The sequence below is a fragment of the Lactiplantibacillus nangangensis genome, from assembly GCF_005405065.1.
Classification (GTDB): domain Bacteria; phylum Bacillota; class Bacilli; order Lactobacillales; family Lactobacillaceae; genus Lactiplantibacillus; species Lactiplantibacillus nangangensis.
In genome coordinates, this window is record NZ_BJDI01000011.1 from 68,802 (window position 1) to 84,318 (window position 15,517).

A 15,517-nucleotide genomic window follows, 5' to 3' on the forward strand; every position below is an offset into this window, starting at 1 on the left:
TATGCAAAACTTTATTGATGCTTATTCTTGGGTGAATATTCGATTCTTACTCGATGGCCTCTGGGTGACCGTGGAAGTCTCATTGATCTCAATTATTGCCAGTTTCATTATCGGCTCGATTTTGGGCGTACTACGCTACGTTAAGATTAAGTACTTATCCGCCATTGTCGGGTTTGTCGTGGATATTGTTCGTAACTTACCGTTGATTCTGATTATCTTCTTCACTTACTTCGGCCTGCCACACCTTGGTTTTAAACCAGGAATCTTGTTTGCGGCCATGTTAGCGATGACGATTTTTGAATCTGCCATGCTTGCTGAAATCGTCCGTTCGGGTATTTTGGCCGTCGATTACGGTCAAATGGAAGGCGCACGGGCCAACGGGATGACTTACGTTCAAGCCTTGTGGCATATCGTCTTTCCGCAAGCAATTAAGAAGACGATTCCAACGATTGTGAGCCAATTTATCTCGCTAATCAAGGATACGTCACTGGCAACGATTATTGTCTTGCCAGAGTTATTGAATCACGCGCAAATTATTTACGGCCAAAATTCAGCGTTCATCATTCCAATGTTCCTGATGGTCGCATTTATGTACTTCGTGATTTGTTACGCCTTATCCGTGTTATCACGGATTTTGGATAAGAAGTTAGCTTAATCGAAGATAGTTCTAAAAAAAGTTACTCCAGATTGTCTTTCAATCAGGGGTAACTTTTTTTGTTGTCTTATAAAGTGAGTAGTTCCGCTTGTTGTTCAGGTTGCTTGGCTAATTCTTGTGCAGTCAGGTCTGCTTGAATTTGGTGGTCAGCGTTGAAAATGACAAATCGCGGTTCGACGGCTTGCACTTGTTTGAAATTATGACTAGCCATAATAATCGTTTTCCCTGCGGCTTGTAAAGTTTTCAGTAAGGTTAGCATTTGTTGTTGTGCTGCGATGGTTAGCCCATTTAGCGGTTCATCCAAAAGTAATACTTTTGGATTTAACGCGAGGACGCTGGCTAGGGCAACGCGCTTTTTTTCACCGCCAGATAATTGGTATGGCACGCGATCACGGAGGTCCGTACTATGCGTCAAGGCTAAACAATCTTCGACCCGCTGCGTAATTTCTGCTTCAGATAAGCCGAGTTGGCGGGGTCCAAAGGCAACTTCATCCACTACCGAAGTGTTGAAAAGCTGGACGTCCGTATTTTGAAAGACTAGGCCGATCTGTTGGTGTAGTCTTTGACGGTCTTGAGGATCTGCCAAGTAATCAGTGGTGATGACCTGACCATCAAATGCGTAAGTCCCGTGAGTCGCCGGTTCAAGGCCACTCAAAATCCGTAAAAGTGTTGATTTTCCGGAACCATTCGGCCCCATCAGGCAAATAAATTCACCTGCATTGAGTTGTAAGTTGAGCTGGTCTAAGCCACAAGTATTTGGATAGTCATAACTCAGATCAGTGAGTTCAATTAATGCCATAAATTCCTCCGAAGATAAAGACGACCACTAGGACTAAATAGGGGGTCAGGGTCAAATAGTCGTGCCAACGATTTGTCGTGGTCGGCTGGTTGACATATTGGCCGTTGAACCCACGGGCTTCCATTGCGGCGTAGAGTTCCAATGCATAGGCATGACTTTTCAAAAACAGATTACCAAAGAGCGTCCCAATCAATTGGTAGGGATGCTTTGCCGGGGCAACGAGTCGCATGTCTAACGCCATCATTGTTTGTAGTAAATAGTGGCCTAACATCCGCAGATAGGTAATCGCAACAGCCAAAGTCATGATGAATAAATTCGGACAGTGTAAGGCTTTTAAGCCTGACAAGAGGTCTTGAAAGGTCGTTGTTAAACGGTAGTATTGCGTGCTAGCTAAAATCAAGCCGGTCTTGCAAACGAATAGTAAGACGGTTGCGGGTCCGACTAACCAATAACTTGGCAAAACGACGACTAAGGCGATGCCAGTACTCAGTAACCAGCTCCGAGTGAAACGCCGTAACTGTGATGGTGCCAAGACAAGTAAATGGCCAGCTAACAATAAGCCGAGTACCCACAGCCAAATGGTGTTGTTCGTCAGCGCAATCAATAACACTAAGATTCCTAAGCGAATCAGGCTAATTGAGGGACTAAGCTGCCAGCGGGTTGGGTTAACAGCTGGTGCTGGTTGCGCCAAGCGGGCTAATAAATGAGTCAGATGTTGTTGGTTATGGGCCAAAAAGTTATGTCGTTGCGGCTGACTGGTGAGTTGATTGGGTTGTTGAAGCCAGTCTGGCAAGTTATTTGGTTGTTTGACTGTCATGTTGTAGCCCCCGCATCAATAGCAAGAAAATTAGCACGGCCGTAACTGCCGAGAGAATGTAGCCGACGCTAATTGGTAAGTTACCAATTGTATAGTCTTGGAATAAGGCTTTGAAATGCAGCCCTTGAACCATGCCTTGTGGGGCTTGTTGGCTAATATGTTCTGCGACTAAACGTTGTTTTAGCTCAGCGGGGCTCCATTCCCCCCAGGCGGTATTGCTGGCGAGTAAGCCGAGTGGTGACAGAATTGCCAAACCACCTAAAAGATAAAGCCAAGGTCGCCGTGATTGTGGCGCGGCTGCTTGATAGAGATTTGTGGGGGCCACTTTATGCACAAATTGATAGACGAGAACAGTAAAAATGGCTTCCACCCAGCCCGCGACAAGTAAATGAGCGGCAAGCATTGCTGGCACGGTCACATTTAAGCCATAGGGACAATATAATGGGGCGCCACTAGCCGTGTGCGCCAGTAGTGGTTGTAACCCGAGCTCGATTCCGGCAACTAAGGCGGCCACGTTGATGCCTAAATAGGCACCGACAAATAGGCCAATTTTAGGATGATGTAATTTTTCACCCAAGCGATAACAAGCGTAGCCGACCATTGGCATGATTACAGCCATGTTGAAAGCATTAGCCCCAAAGGCCAGGATACCGCCGTCACCGAATAGTAGCGCTTGTAGTAAGAGTGTAACAGTTAGCGCGAGCACCGCCGCCCACGGGCCAATCAGGACCGCTAGCAGTGTGCCACCAACGGCATGGGCAGTCGTGCCGCCAGGAATTGGTAAGTTAAACATCATAATTAAGAAAGCTAACGATGCTGCAATACCAAGCATCGGAAGGGTTTCACGTTTTTGTTTGATTTGGGCCTTCACTTTGATGACGGCCACAGTCCACACTGGGGCCACTGCTAACACTAAAGTGCCACAAGTGGCGGGACTTAAATAGTTATCCGGAATATGCACGGACGAGCACCTCTTCTAATTTGCGATTTGATCTAAGAGGTAACTGAGGTCTTGAATAATAAATTTATGATTTTTTACTTGGATGACACCATCGGCTCGCAATTCGGATAACATGCGATTCACGCTGCTTCTGGAACTAATGCCACAAAAGCCAGCGATATCATCATTGGTGACGACGAAATCAATTAACAGGCCATCTTTCGTTTTTCGGCCGAATAGGTCAACCAGGCTATAAATGAACGCGCAAATGGCGCCCTTTTTCCCGTTCATGACCATTCGTTGTAGTCGAGAAATATTTTCCGATAACTTTTTTCGGTAATAGTTTTTGACATAATTTTGCAATTCGTCGGTGCTGTTCACATATTTCCAAAAATCCACGCGGTTAATCTGATAAAAAGTGGCATAGTCAGACTCGATCCGCACGTTAAACGGTTGATCCGTCGAACGGGAAACTTCATCACGTAGCAAGGAAATCACATCTGGCTTTGCAATATAAGATAAATTGAACTCGCGACCGTCTTGCAAAATAATACTATTTTTAATAACGCCGTCTTTTAAAACATAAGTATAATGTTCGGCTAAACCGTGATAGGTCAAGTAAGTATGGCGTTTTTTCCGAATCGTTGGAACATGGTGTACTTCCAAATAACTCAATAAATATTCAATATCAGTTAAAACCATCTTAGAGTCAGTTCTTTCATTAGTAGGTTTGGCTGGTAATGACGAGTTGTCGCATTGTCAGTCACGGGCCGAACTACTTTAGCAAATCATAGGATTACTTTGTAATTATAGCTACCGCATTTAAAGTATACATTTGTTAACCCTTTTTGAAAACTTTAAATGTAACAGACACAAAATAAAAGGACGTGTATAACAATTGACATGCGCAAAAATTTTATTTTTTGAAAGAGGATGCCCAGAAACATGGTTAAAATTAATTTACCATATGACAAAAAGACCATCACGGTTGAAATACCGGATGAAAACTTTGCTGGTAAGCTGGTTTCAGAAGCTGCAACATATCATAACAACTTATCCGAAGCAGAAACGGTGGAAAAATCACTCGATAATCCCATCGGTTCCGATTCACTAGAAACCCTTGCAAAAGGAAAAAAGAATATCGTCATTATTAGTTCTGATCATACGCGTCCCGTGCCTTCACACATTATGACGCCAATCTTGTTACGGCGCTTACGTTCCGTTGCGCCAGACGCTCGCATTCGGATTTTAGTTGCGACTGGTTTTCATCGCCCATCGACCCATGAAGAATTAGTTAACAAATATGGTGAAGAAATCGTTGCCAATGAAGAAATCGTTATGCATGTGTCTACGGATGATGACTCCATGGTTAAAATTGGCCAATTACCTTCCGGTGGGGACTGTATCATTAACAAAGTCGCCGCTGAAGCTGATTTGTTAATTTCTGAAGGCTTCATTGAATCCCATTTCTTCGCTGGTTTTTCCGGCGGTCGGAAATCTGTTTTACCAGGGGTCGCGTCATACAAGACTATTATGGCCAACCACTCTGGTGAATTTATCAACTCACCAAAGGCGCGGACTGGGAACTTAATGCATAATCCAATTCATAAAGATATGGTTTACGCTGCTCGGACCGCTAAATTAGCCTTTATTTTGAACGTTGTCTTAGACGAAGATAAAAAGATTATTGGTTCATTTGCTGGTGACATGGAAGCCGCTCATAAAGTGGGTTGTGACTTTGTCAAAGAATTATCTAGTGTCCCTGGGATTGACTGTGATATTGCCATCTCAACAAATGGTGGCTATCCACTTGATCAAAACATCTACCAAGCCGTTAAAGGGATGACCGCCGCAGAAGCGACCAACAAAGAAGGCGGCACGATCGTCATGGTTGCCGGTGCGCGTGATGGTCACGGTGGTGAAGGGTTCTATCATAACTTAGCAGATGTCGATGATCCTAAGGAATTCTTAGACCAAGCGATTAATACACCACGCTTGAAGACGATTCCTGATCAATGGACGGCACAAATTTTTGCCCGGATCTTGGTTCATCATCACGTCATCTTTGTTTCAGATTTAGTTGACCCAGCCTTGATTACTGGCATGCATATGGAATTAGCCACTTCAATTGAAGAAGCGATGGCAAAAGCCTATGCCCGTGAAGGTCAAGATGCCAAAGTCACTGTGGTCCCTGATGGGCTAGGAGTTATCGTTAAATAATGAAAACAACACTGGAAATTTTACAAGCGGTCGCCGCTGGTCAAATCAGTCCAGCACTGGCGACGAAACAATTAGCGGGGACTCAAGTCGCTGATCTCGGCTTTGCAAATGTCGACTTGGATCGTCAACGCCGCAATGGTTTTCCGGAAGTTGTTTATGGCGCAGGTAAAACTGCGGCTCAGATTACTGGGATCATTCAAGCCATGACGTCGCAAACGGCACCGATTTTAACCACTAGGCTGACTGCTGAAAAATTTGCAGTGATCAAACCTGAATTACCTCAAGCAGTCTATTATGAGACGGCGCAGTGTATGACAGTCGGGGCGTTACCAACGCCTAAAACGGATGATTACATTGCCATCGTTACGGCGGGAACGTCGGATATGCCGATTGCTGAAGAAGCCGCGATTACGGCTGAAACTTTTGGTAATCATGTTGAACGCGTCTATGATGTGGGGGTTGCCGGCATTCAGCGGTTATTTGCCAAGCTGGATGTCATTCGGCAAGCTAAAGTCGTCATTGTGATTGCTGGTATGGAAGGGGCGTTAGCGAGTGTCGTTGGTGGCCTGATCGATAAGCCATTGATTGCAGTTCCCACGAGTATCGGCTATGGGACAAACTTTCAAGGCATGACTGCTTTGCTGACGATGCTCAATAGCTGTGCGTCAGGGATTACCGTTGTGAATATTGATAATGGTTTTGGCGCCGCGTATTCCGCCAGCATGATCAATCAATTGTAGAGGAGAATTCAGAAATGCGAACACTTTATTTAGATGCTTTTTCTGGGATCAGTGGGGATATGTTCTTGGGGGCCATGTTAGATTTGGGCCTCGACTTTGACGCACTGGAACAGGAATTAGCTAAATTGCACGTTAAAGGTTATCACTTAACTCACCAACGTTTAGCCAAAAGTAGTATTTATGGGACGAGTTTTGATGTTGAAGTCGCTGGTGGCAAAGACCACGGCTTCGTTGAAACCCATCACCATGCTGGTCATACGGTGGCGGAAGGTCATCATCATCATGATGCGCGGCACTTAAACGATATCTTGGCTTTGATCGATGCCAGTGATTTGTCGGCAACGGTGATTGAACATGCGAAAGCCATTTTTACGGAAATTGCGCAAGCAGAAGCGACTGTTCATGATATGCCACTTGCCGAGGTCCATTTTCACGAAGTTGGGGCTTTAGATTCAATCGTCGATATCGTCGGTTGCTGTGTCGCCTTGGAGTTGATGAAGATCGATCACATTATTGCCTCGCCATTAACTGATGGGAGTGGCTTTATCAACGTTGCGCACGGTCAAATGCCAGTGCCCGTTCCTGCCGTCATGCAAATGCGGGTCGGGAGTCAAATCCCAATCAATCAACGGTTAGACATTCACACCGAATTGATTACGCCAACTGGGATGGGACTAGTAAAGACGTTAGTTTCTGAATTTGGACCACTCCCAGCGGATGAGACGCCAACTAAGATCGGTTATGGTTTTGGTCAACGTGATACTGGCGGCTTCAATGCGTTACGTGCAGTCCTTTTTGAAAAAAAAAACTAAGTCAGCAAGTTGTCACGCAAACTAAAGATGCGGTCGTGCTGATTGAGGCTAATCTGGACGATCAAACGGGCGAAGGCCTCGGTTATGTCATGGAACAATTGCTGACAGCTGGTGCGTTCGACGTTTACTTCACGCCGATTCAGATGAAAAAGAATCGGCCCGCCACTAAATTGTCCGTGTTAGCTGACCCCCAGGCGCGGGAGTCGTTAACCAAGTTGATTTTAGCTGAAACGAGCACGGTGGGAATCCGGTATCAGACTTGGCAACGGACGATTATGCGGCGGCACTTTATCGAGGTACCAACGGCTTATGGCCCGGTCCATCTGAAAGTGGCTAGTTACGACGATATTGAAAAGAAGACGCCAGAATATGTAGATTGTGCCCGTTTGGCGCAAGCCAGTGGCGTCCCATTGATGGCGGTCTATCAAGCCGCTTTAGCTGCGGCTGACCAAGTAGACAAGGAGGACTGAGCAGTGTTACATCAACTAGTTGCAGAGTTTATGGGCACGGCCTTGATGATTATTTTTGGGGTCGGGGTTCATTGTAGTACGGTGTTAAAAGGCACGAAGTATCGTGGCTCTGGTCATATTTTTGCCATTACAACTTGGGGTTTTGGGATTACGATTGCCTTATTTATTTTCGGCAATGTCTCAATTAACCCGGCGATGGTTTTGGCCCAGTGTTTATTAGGCAATTTGCCTTGGGTAGACTTTATTCCTTATTCAGTTGCGGAAGTGTTAGGCGGGGTGGCTGGGTCAGTCATCGTTTGGATTATGTATGCGGACCATTTCAAGGCTTCAGCCGACGAAATCTCACCAATTACGATCCGTAATTTATTTAGTACCTCACCAGCAATTCGCAATTTACCACGGAACTTCTTTGTCGAATGTTTCGATACATTTATTTTCATCGCCGGTATTTTGGCGATTTCAACGGTCAAGACGCCCGGGGTCGTGCCAATTGGGGTTGGCTTACTCGTTTGGGCTATCGGGATGGGGCTCGGTGGACCAACTGGATTCGCGATGAACTTGGCGCGAGATATGGGGCCAAGAATCGCTCACGCCATCTTACCAATTGCTAACAAAGCGGATAGCGATTGGCAATACGGCATTTTAGTTCCAGGCATAGCGCCGTTTTTGGGAGCGGCCTTAGCAGCCTGGTTTATGCATGGATTTTTTGGAATCAACTAAATTTAAATAGAAGAGGGTCATTAACATGACAGGATTAGCAACGAAAAAAGCAGCATTAGTCGCTTCATTAAAAGAATTGAAAAAGGTCACCGTCGCATTTTCAGGTGGGATCGATAGTACTTTAGTTCTGAAAATGGCTTTAGAAACTTTAGGTCAATCAAATGTGACTGCCGTTGTCGCAAACTCTGAATTATTTACCAATGAAGAATTTGAAAAGGCAGTTAGTTTGGCCGAAGAATTAGGTGCAACTGTTAAAACCACTACTTTGGATTACTTAAGTGAAACTCATATTGAACACAACACGCCAGACAGCTGGTACTATGCTAAAAAGATGTTCTATACCCGTTTGACTGAAATGGCCCAAGCTAATGGCAGCGTCGTTTTAGATGGTTTAATCAAAAATGACGAAAACGACTATCGTCCAGGGATGAAAGCTCGGACTGAAGTTGGCGCACGGAGTTTATTAGAAGAAGCCGACTTTTACAAAGTTGACGTTCGGGCCTTATCACAAGAATTAGGCTTAACGAACTGGAACAAGGTTGCGTCATGTTCAGTTGCGTCACGCTTCCCTTATGGCACGACTTTGACTCATGAAAATGTTGCCCAAGTCATGGCTGCTGAAAGCTACTTACGTGGTCTTGGCTTCCCAACTGTTCGGGTTCGTTACCATGATGATATTGCACGGATCGAATTACCTGAAGCCCGGATCGGTGATTTCTTGGTTTTCAACGATCGTGTTAACCGTCAATTACAAACCCTTGGCTTCCGTTACGTTACCTTAGACTTAGGTGGTTTCCGGAGTGGCCGGATGAACGACACTTTGACGAAGCAACAAATCGAAGCTTTCGCTTAAAGAAAATCTACGACTTAGTCACTGGTTGACCAGTGACTAAGTCGATTAGAGGACTGCTCTAACTTACTTTATTGTGAGTTAGGTCAGTCCTTTTTTGTTGCCCCCCGGTTGGTGTTGTTAGGCTTTTATTCAATTGTTTTAGACAAGATTGACAGGAATTGCGGCTAAAGTTCGTCTATAAATAAGCAATAATGAAATTTCACCATAAAAATAGCCTGAAATAGTGAAATTTCCGAACTATTCCGGTATAGTTAAGCCATCAAGTGAATATGGGGGGCAAAGTATGTGGATAATCCAGAAGTGATTTTGCAGACGAGTATTGATAAGGGTGTCGCGAAGGTGGCGAAACCTTGGCTTGCCAAGTGGTTATTGGGGTTTGTCGGTGGGGCGATGATTGCTTTAGGCTTTTTGGCAGATGTTCGGGTCTCGGCAGCCATTCCGGCTAGCAACGGCAGTACGTTGATTGGGGCCAGTGTTTTTCCGATTGGCTTGATCGTGATTTTGCTGGCGGGTGGCGAGCTTGTGACCGGAAATATGATGGCGGTCAGTACCGCGGCTTTCGCTAAACGGCTCAGATGGTCGGCTTTCTGGCAAAACTTGGCGGTCATCACGGTTGCCAATGTGATTGGTGCGATGGCAGTCGCCTTCTTCTTTGGTCATTTTGTCGGACTAACGGCGAGTGGCGCGTTCAAAACAGCGGTCATCACGATGGCTCAAAGTAAAATTCAAGCATCATTTTGGCAGAGTCTGGTTTCAGGCATTGGTTGTAACTGGTTTGTCGGGTTAGCGGTTTGGCTCTCGTTTGGTGCCAAGGATGCGGCTGGTAAAGTGTTGGGTATTTGGTTTCCAATTATGATTTTTGTCGCAACTGGGTTTCAGCATAGCATTGCGAATGCCTTCTTGATTCCTGCTGCTATTTTTGAAGGTGGGGCAACTTGGGGACAATTCGCCATGAATCTGATTCCAGTTTATCTGGGCAATATTATTGGTGGCGCCGTCTTCGTTGGTGGCTTGTATTACTACAGTTATTTTAAAAGTCTAAAATCAGCGTAATGAAAAAGGACTTCCGAAAATGGAAGTCCTTTTTATGTGAGTCTAAGATGGCAATTAGTTGTTAACGCGTAATTTATAGTAGTAGACAGGAATTCCCAAAGCCACGATGACTAGTGATAAGAGCACACCAGGAAGATCAGAACCAATTTCACTGATAATCACAAAGAGCGCACCTAGAATTGCCACCAGTGGCGTAATCGGAAAGCCTGGCGTCGAGAAGGGCCGTTTATCACCACCGGGACGCTTCCGTAACAGAAAGACGCCGATGAACGTGGCGACGTAGAAGCAATAGACGGTGAAAATGCAAAGGTCTGAGAGCCGGTCAGGATTGAAGAAGATAATCATGATGCTGGCGTAGACGAGAATAAACAGCGTGGCGACGATTGGCTCATGTGACTTGGGATTGAGGTAGCTGAGTTGCTTGGAAAATGGCAGTTGTTTGCGTTCCGCCATCGCATAAATGATTCGGGGGAAAGTCATAATTTTCCCATTTAAGCAGCCAACCATCGAGACGATAATTCCAATATTGAGTAGGCGACCGCCAATCGTGCCAAAGGCCGCTTGTGCAAAGTAAATTGTCGTTTGCTGGCCGAGTTTATGGATCGTATCAGCCGGAATAAAGTGAAGAATGCCATAAGTCACTAACGTGTAGGCGACTAAAACGAGTGAAATGCCGAGCACGATAGCTTTTGGAAGCAATTTTTGTGGATTCTTGATTTCGCCACCTAAATTGGCTACGAGAATCCAGCCGTCATAAGCGAATAGGGTCGCTAAAACAGCCACACCGAAGCTACCAGTAGATTGTTGAACACTATGTAACGTTTGACCGAACGCATCTTGATTGCCAAAAAAAAGGCCGAAGATGATGATGGCAGCAATCGGTAAGAGTTTGCCTAAAGTCGTGGCAATTTGGAACGCGGCGCCCCAGCGATTCTCAATCATGTTGAGTAAGCCGATGAGGACGATGACCCCAATCGAGAGGGGCGCTTGCCAACCATTGTCTAAGTGGAAGAAGCCAACCAGCAGAATGCCTAAGTAGGCGGCGATTGAGGCGATGATTGCTGGACCGTAAACGGCAATTTGCATCCAGCCGGATAGGAAGCCCCAAATCTTACCATAGATATTTTCCATGTAAACATAGAGGCCGCCGGTATGCGGCATTTGAGCACCGACCTCGGCAATCGTTAGGCCGGCCGTTAAGGTGATCAAACCGCCTAGCAACCAAGCTAGTAAAGCATTCGTGGTTGAGCCGGCGCTATCTAAAACGGATGACTGTTTGAAAAAAATTCCGGAGCCAATCACGGTTCCGACAACTAATGATAATGCGGACCAAAAGCCCAACGATCGGTTAAGCTTGGTCTCAGATTTAGCAGCTGGCATATTTTGGAAATCCTCACTTTCGCTGAACAGCGTAGTTAAATTGACTGGTTTCAGCATACCAAAATATAGGGCTAATCGCAATTAAGAAAGCGCCTAAAATGGGTCACTTGACACTTAAATACGAACAAAATTAAATTGGTTATGTTTTAAAGTTCGATAAATGAGTCTCTGACGTCTATTAATCGGTTTAACGTTCGTTACATATAAATATATTTATATGTCGGCAAACGCCCGGATTTTTTGGTTGCGGTGACTAAGTCGGGTATAATGCTAAAGGATGAGAGTGAGGAAAGAGAAATGGTTATTGCAATTGTGATAATCCTGACGCTAAGTAGTGTGGGGTTATTTGGGTTGTTGGTCAACGGTGCTAAGCGTGCCCATTACCGCCCAACCGCCAGAAATTTTGGTTTAGGATTAATCATCGGTGGGGTGACGGATTTTCTGGATACATTAGGTATCGGGAGTTTTGTCACGTCGACAGCGATTTTTCAGGCCAGTCATTATTTGAAGGATGAGCGTCAGTTACCAGGGACGCTCAATACGATGCATGCGATTCCGACGGCTTTTGAGGCGCTATTTTTTGTGACGGCCGTGTCGGTTGACCCTTGGACGTTGATTAGTTTAGTCGTGGCCGCGGCAGTTGGTGCCGTGATTGGCAGTGAGGTCATGGTCAAACTCAACCAGCGGCGCATTCAACTCATTATGGCAGGCGCCTTAGTGGTCACGGCACTATTGATGACGGCCAAGCTCGTTGGCTGGATCAGTCTATTAGGGGTCGCCAATCAGGCGACGAGTTTGCGTGGTTGGCCGTTAGTAATCGGTATCGTCGGGAACTTCATTCTCGGATTACTGATGGCGGCTGGCGTCGGCTTGTATGCGCCGTGCATGGTCATGGTCTACTTTTTAGGCTTGACCCCAATTGCGGCGTTTCCAATTATGATGTTGTCCTGTGCCTTATTGATGCCGAGTTCAGCGGTCAATTTTATTCGGCGTGGTCGCGTGGCGTATCGTGGCATTTTTGGCATTATTTTGGGTGGTATTCTAGGGGTCGTGATCGCGGCGACCTTGGTGAAATCTTTATCGATGACGGCCCTCAGTTGGCTAATCGTATTAGTCAGTTTATGGACAGCGCAGTCGTTATGGCGCGCGGCAACTCGCCAGCACAAACAGTTTAATTAAAATTTAGTGCAAACAAAAAACCGTTGACTCGTCGTCAGCGGCTTTTTAAGGTTATCTCATTTTGGGATTCTTCAACAGGCTCCACAACTTAAAATAACCAGGACCCACAAACAGGTTCATCACGCCTGATTGCAACCTAAGTTTAAACGAACAGGGGTCACAATTGCAAGTGGTCACGACCATTTATGGTGCCATCAAGGCATGAATTTGGCTATTTAGCATTAAGTCAGCTTTTTATCCAGCAGACTATTTGAAATTGATAGGACAATAAATGTAATCAGCACGGTAATGACAGCCAGTGCCATGCCTTGTGACGCATCACCTTGTTCAAACGCTTGATAGATGAACGAAGAAATGGTTGTCATCCCAGATGGTAATAAGAGAAGGGCTACGACTAATTCGCGACTGGTTGCAATGAATGACATCGCAAAGCTATTGACAAGCGCCGGCATCAAGACCGGGATGATAATTTTAAAGATAATACGGCTCGGACTCGCTTCAAAAATGCGAGCACTATTGAGAAAATTATCATTGAATTCTTGCAGGGCCGTCGTCATATATTGGACGGTCGTGGGTAAAAATAAAATGATATCCGCAATAATTAGGACTGAAATCGTGCCATAAAGTTTAGTGAATGCTAATAATTGTGAGAAAAAAATCATCAAGCTTAGGGCTAACACGACGTTGGGAATGGCCAGTGGTAAAGACCCCAACAAGTGAAACACTTTTCGAAGGCTTTTCGGTAAACGTTTTGTCGTGCTGGCGACACCGATTAACGACCCAATCACCAGATTAGCGATACTGATAACAATTGCCAAGCCAAACGTATTGATCAAGGCTTTGAAAGCTGGACTGTCGAAGCGCAAAAGATTCAAATAGTGTTCCAAAGTCCAGTTTCCCGTAGCAAGGCCGGCACTACGCTGCTTCAATAGGGATTGAAAGATAATTGAAACGTAGGGAATCCCAATCGCAACTAGCAATAAGCACCCAACGGCTAAACTTGCGCCTAACGTAACGCCCCAGCGCTGATTAATCACCGGACGCTGATTATGGGTCATTTGAATCTTAGGTTGTTTGAGCAACAGTTGTTGTGCGACCCAGGCGAATAGCGCGAGGCTTAATAAAATTGTCCCGGCTAATACGCCCCCTTTGAAATCTAACGGCCATTGACTTAAGTCTTTTTGAATCGTCGTTGTTAAGACCTCAAAGTGAATCGCTCGGCCAAAGGTTGCCGGCGTCCCAAATTCAGCTAAAGTTTTCGTGAACACTAAGACCCACATGGCTAAATAGGGGACGAGCAAGATTGGCAAGGTCACCCGCGTCAATGTTCGTAAACGCGAGACCCCGTGGACAATCGCCGCTTGAGTCCAGCGCTGATTAAACTGTGCCAAGGCGTTCCGCAATAACAAGTAGGCGAACGGATAGAGGTGCAAGCTCATAATTAAAATGATCCCGAATGGTGAAAACAAACCATTGAAATTCAGGGTGCTGTGCGGGAAAATTTGTGCCAAGAGGCCATGGGGTTGAAAAAAGTAGATCCAACCCATGGCATTGATATAAGGCGGTGTCATAAATGGCACGAGCAACAGCCAATGTAACCAAGTAGATTGAGCTAGTTTGGTGCGGGTCATGATAAACGCGAGTGGGGTTGCAATCAGGGTCGTCCCAATGATTGTGCCCAAGCCGAGCATCAAACTGTGGCCGAGACTTGTCATAATCGTAGGCGTCGTTAGTCGGCGTATAAGCTCAACTGGCTGACTCCCTAATAAGGTCTGCCCAATCAAAGCAACTAAGGGTCCCGCAATAATCAAAGCTAATAAGAGAGCTAGAATTGTCGCTGATCCAATCCATGAACGACGGTTAGTCATGACTTAGGACCTGGTTGAATCTTTTAACGTTGGCTTCCAAAGCTTTGTTGGCATCATTCCAGTTCACCGAATAACTTTTAATTGGGGCGTTATTCAATGGATTAGTCAGTTTATCGGCGGTGCCCGGAATCAAGTAGCTCTTTTTAAGTTGTTTTTGAACGGTGTCTGAAAGCAAGTAATCAATGAACTGTTTAGCAGCGGCCGCATGTTTCGTTGATTTTAAAATCATGGCCGGGCGTGGATTCACTAACGTCCCACTCTTAGGATAGGCGAAGCCAATTTTTTCGCCTTTTTTAATGGCGGCAATACTCATGTAGTCCACCCCACCGACAACGGCTTTCTTTTGCCCAGTGACCACGGCGTCAAGGACTTCTTTATTGGCACCCCCGATTTCAGCGCCATTTTGTTTCAATTGCTTGAGGAAGGCTTGACCATGTTGCATTTGGTAAACATTGATAAAGTCTAAACTAGAACCAGAAGTTTTCGGGTCCGGGATCGTGAGACTGTTTTTGTAGGTCGCAGTTGTTAAATCTGACCAATCAGTTGGGGCAGTTTTAACTTCTTTGGTATTGTAAGTAATTCCGACGGCGGAGGCACTGTAGTTGAAAAGTTGGTGCTTGCTGTCTTTAAATTGCGCGTTCAACTTATCGACATTTTTGGCATCATAAGTGAGCAACTTTTTGTGTGTTTGTAAATCCACCCCGGCAGCCATTGAAGCGAGGACTAAGACATCGGCTTGTGGATTACTTTCTTCGGCCTTCAGCTTACTCAAAATCTTACCAGTGGTCCCATCAAAGGTTTTAACTTTAATGCCAGAGCTTTTTTCAAACCCTTTGACGATCTTGTCTGAAAGGGGCTTGGGACCAGCTGCGTAGACGGTTAACGTCTTGGCGTCGCTTGGATTGGAAGCGGTAGTTTGGCCACCATGGTGATTGGCCAGATAGACACCGGAACCTAAGGCTAAGACGGCAAGTGCAGCGATTGAGAGCACAATTTTTTTGTTTGTCATAT

16 protein-coding genes are annotated in these 15,517 nt (G+C 45.6%); 9 read left to right on the forward strand and 7 right to left on the reverse strand.

The genetic code is table 11. The features are described 5' to 3' along the window. Position 1: 1 nt before the first annotated feature. A complete protein-coding gene (locus FFM70_RS10145) occupies positions 2–655 on the forward strand; it encodes an amino acid ABC transporter permease (RefSeq protein WP_137616745.1) in 654 nt (217 codons plus the stop codon). A 67-nt stretch (positions 656–722) separates the two neighbouring features. On the opposite strand, the gene FFM70_RS10150 is transcribed toward FFM70_RS10145, so the two are convergent. From FFM70_RS10150 to FFM70_RS10165, 4 genes are read right to left on the reverse strand one after another with little or no spacing between them, the layout of a single operon-like run. Next, entirely contained in the window at positions 723–1,454 is a 732-nt protein-coding gene (locus FFM70_RS10150; protein ID WP_137616746.1) for an energy-coupling factor ABC transporter ATP-binding protein, read from the reverse strand. Then, entirely contained in the window at positions 1,441–2,271 is an 831-nt protein-coding gene (locus FFM70_RS10155; RefSeq protein ID WP_137616747.1) for an energy-coupling factor transporter transmembrane component T, read from the reverse strand. The genes FFM70_RS10150 and FFM70_RS10155 overlap by 14 nt, the downstream gene beginning before the upstream one ends. Next, complete coding sequence (gene cbiM / locus FFM70_RS10160) at positions 2,249–3,232, reverse strand: cobalt transporter CbiM (RefSeq protein WP_137616748.1); 984 nt, start codon at positions 3,230–3,232, stop codon at positions 2,249–2,251. Before cbiM ends, FFM70_RS10155 begins: the two co-directional genes overlap by 23 nt. Positions 3,233–3,247: 15 nt before the next feature. Continuing rightward, positions 3,248–3,913, reverse strand: coding sequence for a Crp/Fnr family transcriptional regulator (locus FFM70_RS10165; RefSeq protein WP_137616749.1), 666 nt, complete (start codon positions 3,911–3,913; stop codon positions 3,248–3,250). 243 nt (positions 3,914–4,156) lie between these two features. Here FFM70_RS10165 and larA point away from each other — a divergent pair, with 243 nt between their 5' ends. From larA to FFM70_RS10200, 7 genes are all read left to right on the forward strand, one after another. Then, positions 4,157–5,431, forward strand: a complete 1,275-nt coding sequence (larA, locus tag FFM70_RS10170) for a nickel-dependent lactate racemase (RefSeq protein ID WP_137616750.1) — start codon at positions 4,157–4,159, stop codon at positions 5,429–5,431. Then, on the forward strand, positions 5,431–6,171 hold the full coding sequence (gene larB, locus FFM70_RS10175; protein ID WP_137616751.1) for a nickel pincer cofactor biosynthesis protein LarB: 741 nt from the start codon (positions 5,431–5,433) through the stop codon (positions 6,169–6,171). The genes larA and larB overlap by 1 nt, the downstream gene beginning before the upstream one ends. A 14-nt stretch (positions 6,172–6,185) precedes the next feature. Further along, positions 6,186–6,983 carry a nickel pincer cofactor biosynthesis protein LarC gene (gene larC, locus FFM70_RS14055; RefSeq protein WP_137616752.1) on the forward strand — a complete coding sequence of 266 codons (798 nt, stop codon included), beginning with the start codon at positions 6,186–6,188 and terminating at the stop codon, positions 6,981–6,983. Between the two features lie 38 nt (positions 6,984–7,021). Then, positions 7,022–7,453, forward strand: coding sequence for a nickel pincer cofactor biosynthesis protein LarC2 (gene larC2 / locus FFM70_RS14060; RefSeq protein ID WP_137616803.1), 432 nt, complete (start codon positions 7,022–7,024; stop codon positions 7,451–7,453). Positions 7,454–7,456: 3 nt separating this feature from the next. Continuing rightward, entirely contained in the window at positions 7,457–8,173 is a 717-nt protein-coding gene (gene larD / locus FFM70_RS10190) for a D/L-lactic acid transporter LarD (RefSeq protein ID WP_137616753.1), read from the forward strand. Positions 8,174–8,198: 25 nt separating this feature from the next. Continuing rightward, complete coding sequence (larE, locus tag FFM70_RS10195; protein WP_137616754.1) at positions 8,199–9,026, forward strand: ATP-dependent sacrificial sulfur transferase LarE; 828 nt, start codon at positions 8,199–8,201, stop codon at positions 9,024–9,026. Positions 9,027–9,311: 285 nt separating this feature from the next. After that, positions 9,312–10,079, forward strand: a complete 768-nt coding sequence (locus FFM70_RS10200; RefSeq protein WP_137616755.1) for a formate/nitrite transporter family protein — start codon at positions 9,312–9,314, stop codon at positions 10,077–10,079. Between the two features lie 54 nt (positions 10,080–10,133). On the opposite strand, the gene FFM70_RS10205 is transcribed toward FFM70_RS10200, so the two are convergent. Beyond that, positions 10,134–11,459, reverse strand: coding sequence for an APC family permease (locus tag FFM70_RS10205; protein ID WP_137616756.1), 1,326 nt, complete (start codon positions 11,457–11,459; stop codon positions 10,134–10,136). A gap of 297 nt (positions 11,460–11,756) precedes the next feature. On the opposite strand from FFM70_RS10205, the gene FFM70_RS10210 reads away from it, so the two are divergent. After that, a complete protein-coding gene (locus tag FFM70_RS10210; RefSeq protein ID WP_137616757.1) occupies positions 11,757–12,638 on the forward strand; it encodes a TSUP family transporter in 882 nt (293 codons plus the stop codon). Positions 12,639–12,859: 221 nt separating this feature from the next. On the opposite strand, the gene FFM70_RS10215 is transcribed toward FFM70_RS10210, so the two are convergent. After that, the gene (locus tag FFM70_RS10215; RefSeq protein WP_137616758.1) at positions 12,860–14,506 is read right to left on the reverse strand and encodes an ABC transporter permease; all 1,647 of its coding nucleotides are present in this window, start codon (positions 14,504–14,506) and stop codon (positions 12,860–12,862) included. After that, positions 14,499–15,515 (reverse strand): extracellular solute-binding protein, encoded by a 1,017-nt coding sequence (locus FFM70_RS10220; RefSeq protein WP_137616759.1) that lies wholly within the window; start codon positions 15,513–15,515, stop codon positions 14,499–14,501. Before FFM70_RS10220 ends, FFM70_RS10215 begins: the two co-directional genes overlap by 8 nt. Positions 15,516–15,517: the final 2 nt, after the last annotated feature.

Excerpts from the sequence above, each read along its gene's own strand:
- FFM70_RS10155 (WP_137616747.1), bottom strand. The coding sequence starts at position 2,271 with ATGACAGTCAAACAACCAAATAACTTGCCAGACTGGCTTCAACAACCC.
- FFM70_RS10145 (WP_137616745.1), top strand. The coding sequence starts at position 2 with ATGCAAAACTTTATTGATGCTTATTCTTGGGTGAATATTCGATTCTTA.
- FFM70_RS10150 (WP_137616746.1), bottom strand. The coding sequence starts at position 1,454 with ATGGCATTAATTGAACTCACTGATCTGAGTTATGACTATCCAAATACT.
- larB (WP_137616751.1), top strand. The coding sequence starts at position 5,431 with ATGAAAACAACACTGGAAATTTTACAAGCGGTCGCCGCTGGTCAAATC.
- FFM70_RS10220 (WP_137616759.1), bottom strand. The coding sequence starts at position 15,515 with ATGACAAACAAAAAAATTGTGCTCTCAATCGCTGCACTTGCCGTCTTA.
- larC (WP_137616752.1), top strand. The coding sequence starts at position 6,186 with ATGCGAACACTTTATTTAGATGCTTTTTCTGGGATCAGTGGGGATATG.
- FFM70_RS10205 (WP_137616756.1), bottom strand. The coding sequence starts at position 11,459 with ATGCCAGCTGCTAAATCTGAGACCAAGCTTAACCGATCGTTGGGCTTT.
- larA (WP_137616750.1), top strand. The coding sequence starts at position 4,157 with ATGGTTAAAATTAATTTACCATATGACAAAAAGACCATCACGGTTGAA.
- FFM70_RS10210 (WP_137616757.1), top strand. The coding sequence starts at position 11,757 with ATGGTTATTGCAATTGTGATAATCCTGACGCTAAGTAGTGTGGGGTTA.
- larE (WP_137616754.1), top strand. The coding sequence starts at position 8,199 with ATGACAGGATTAGCAACGAAAAAAGCAGCATTAGTCGCTTCATTAAAA.
- FFM70_RS10165 (WP_137616749.1), bottom strand. The coding sequence starts at position 3,913 with ATGGTTTTAACTGATATTGAATATTTATTGAGTTATTTGGAAGTACAC.
- FFM70_RS10215 (WP_137616758.1), bottom strand. The coding sequence starts at position 14,506 with ATGACTAACCGTCGTTCATGGATTGGATCAGCGACAATTCTAGCTCTC.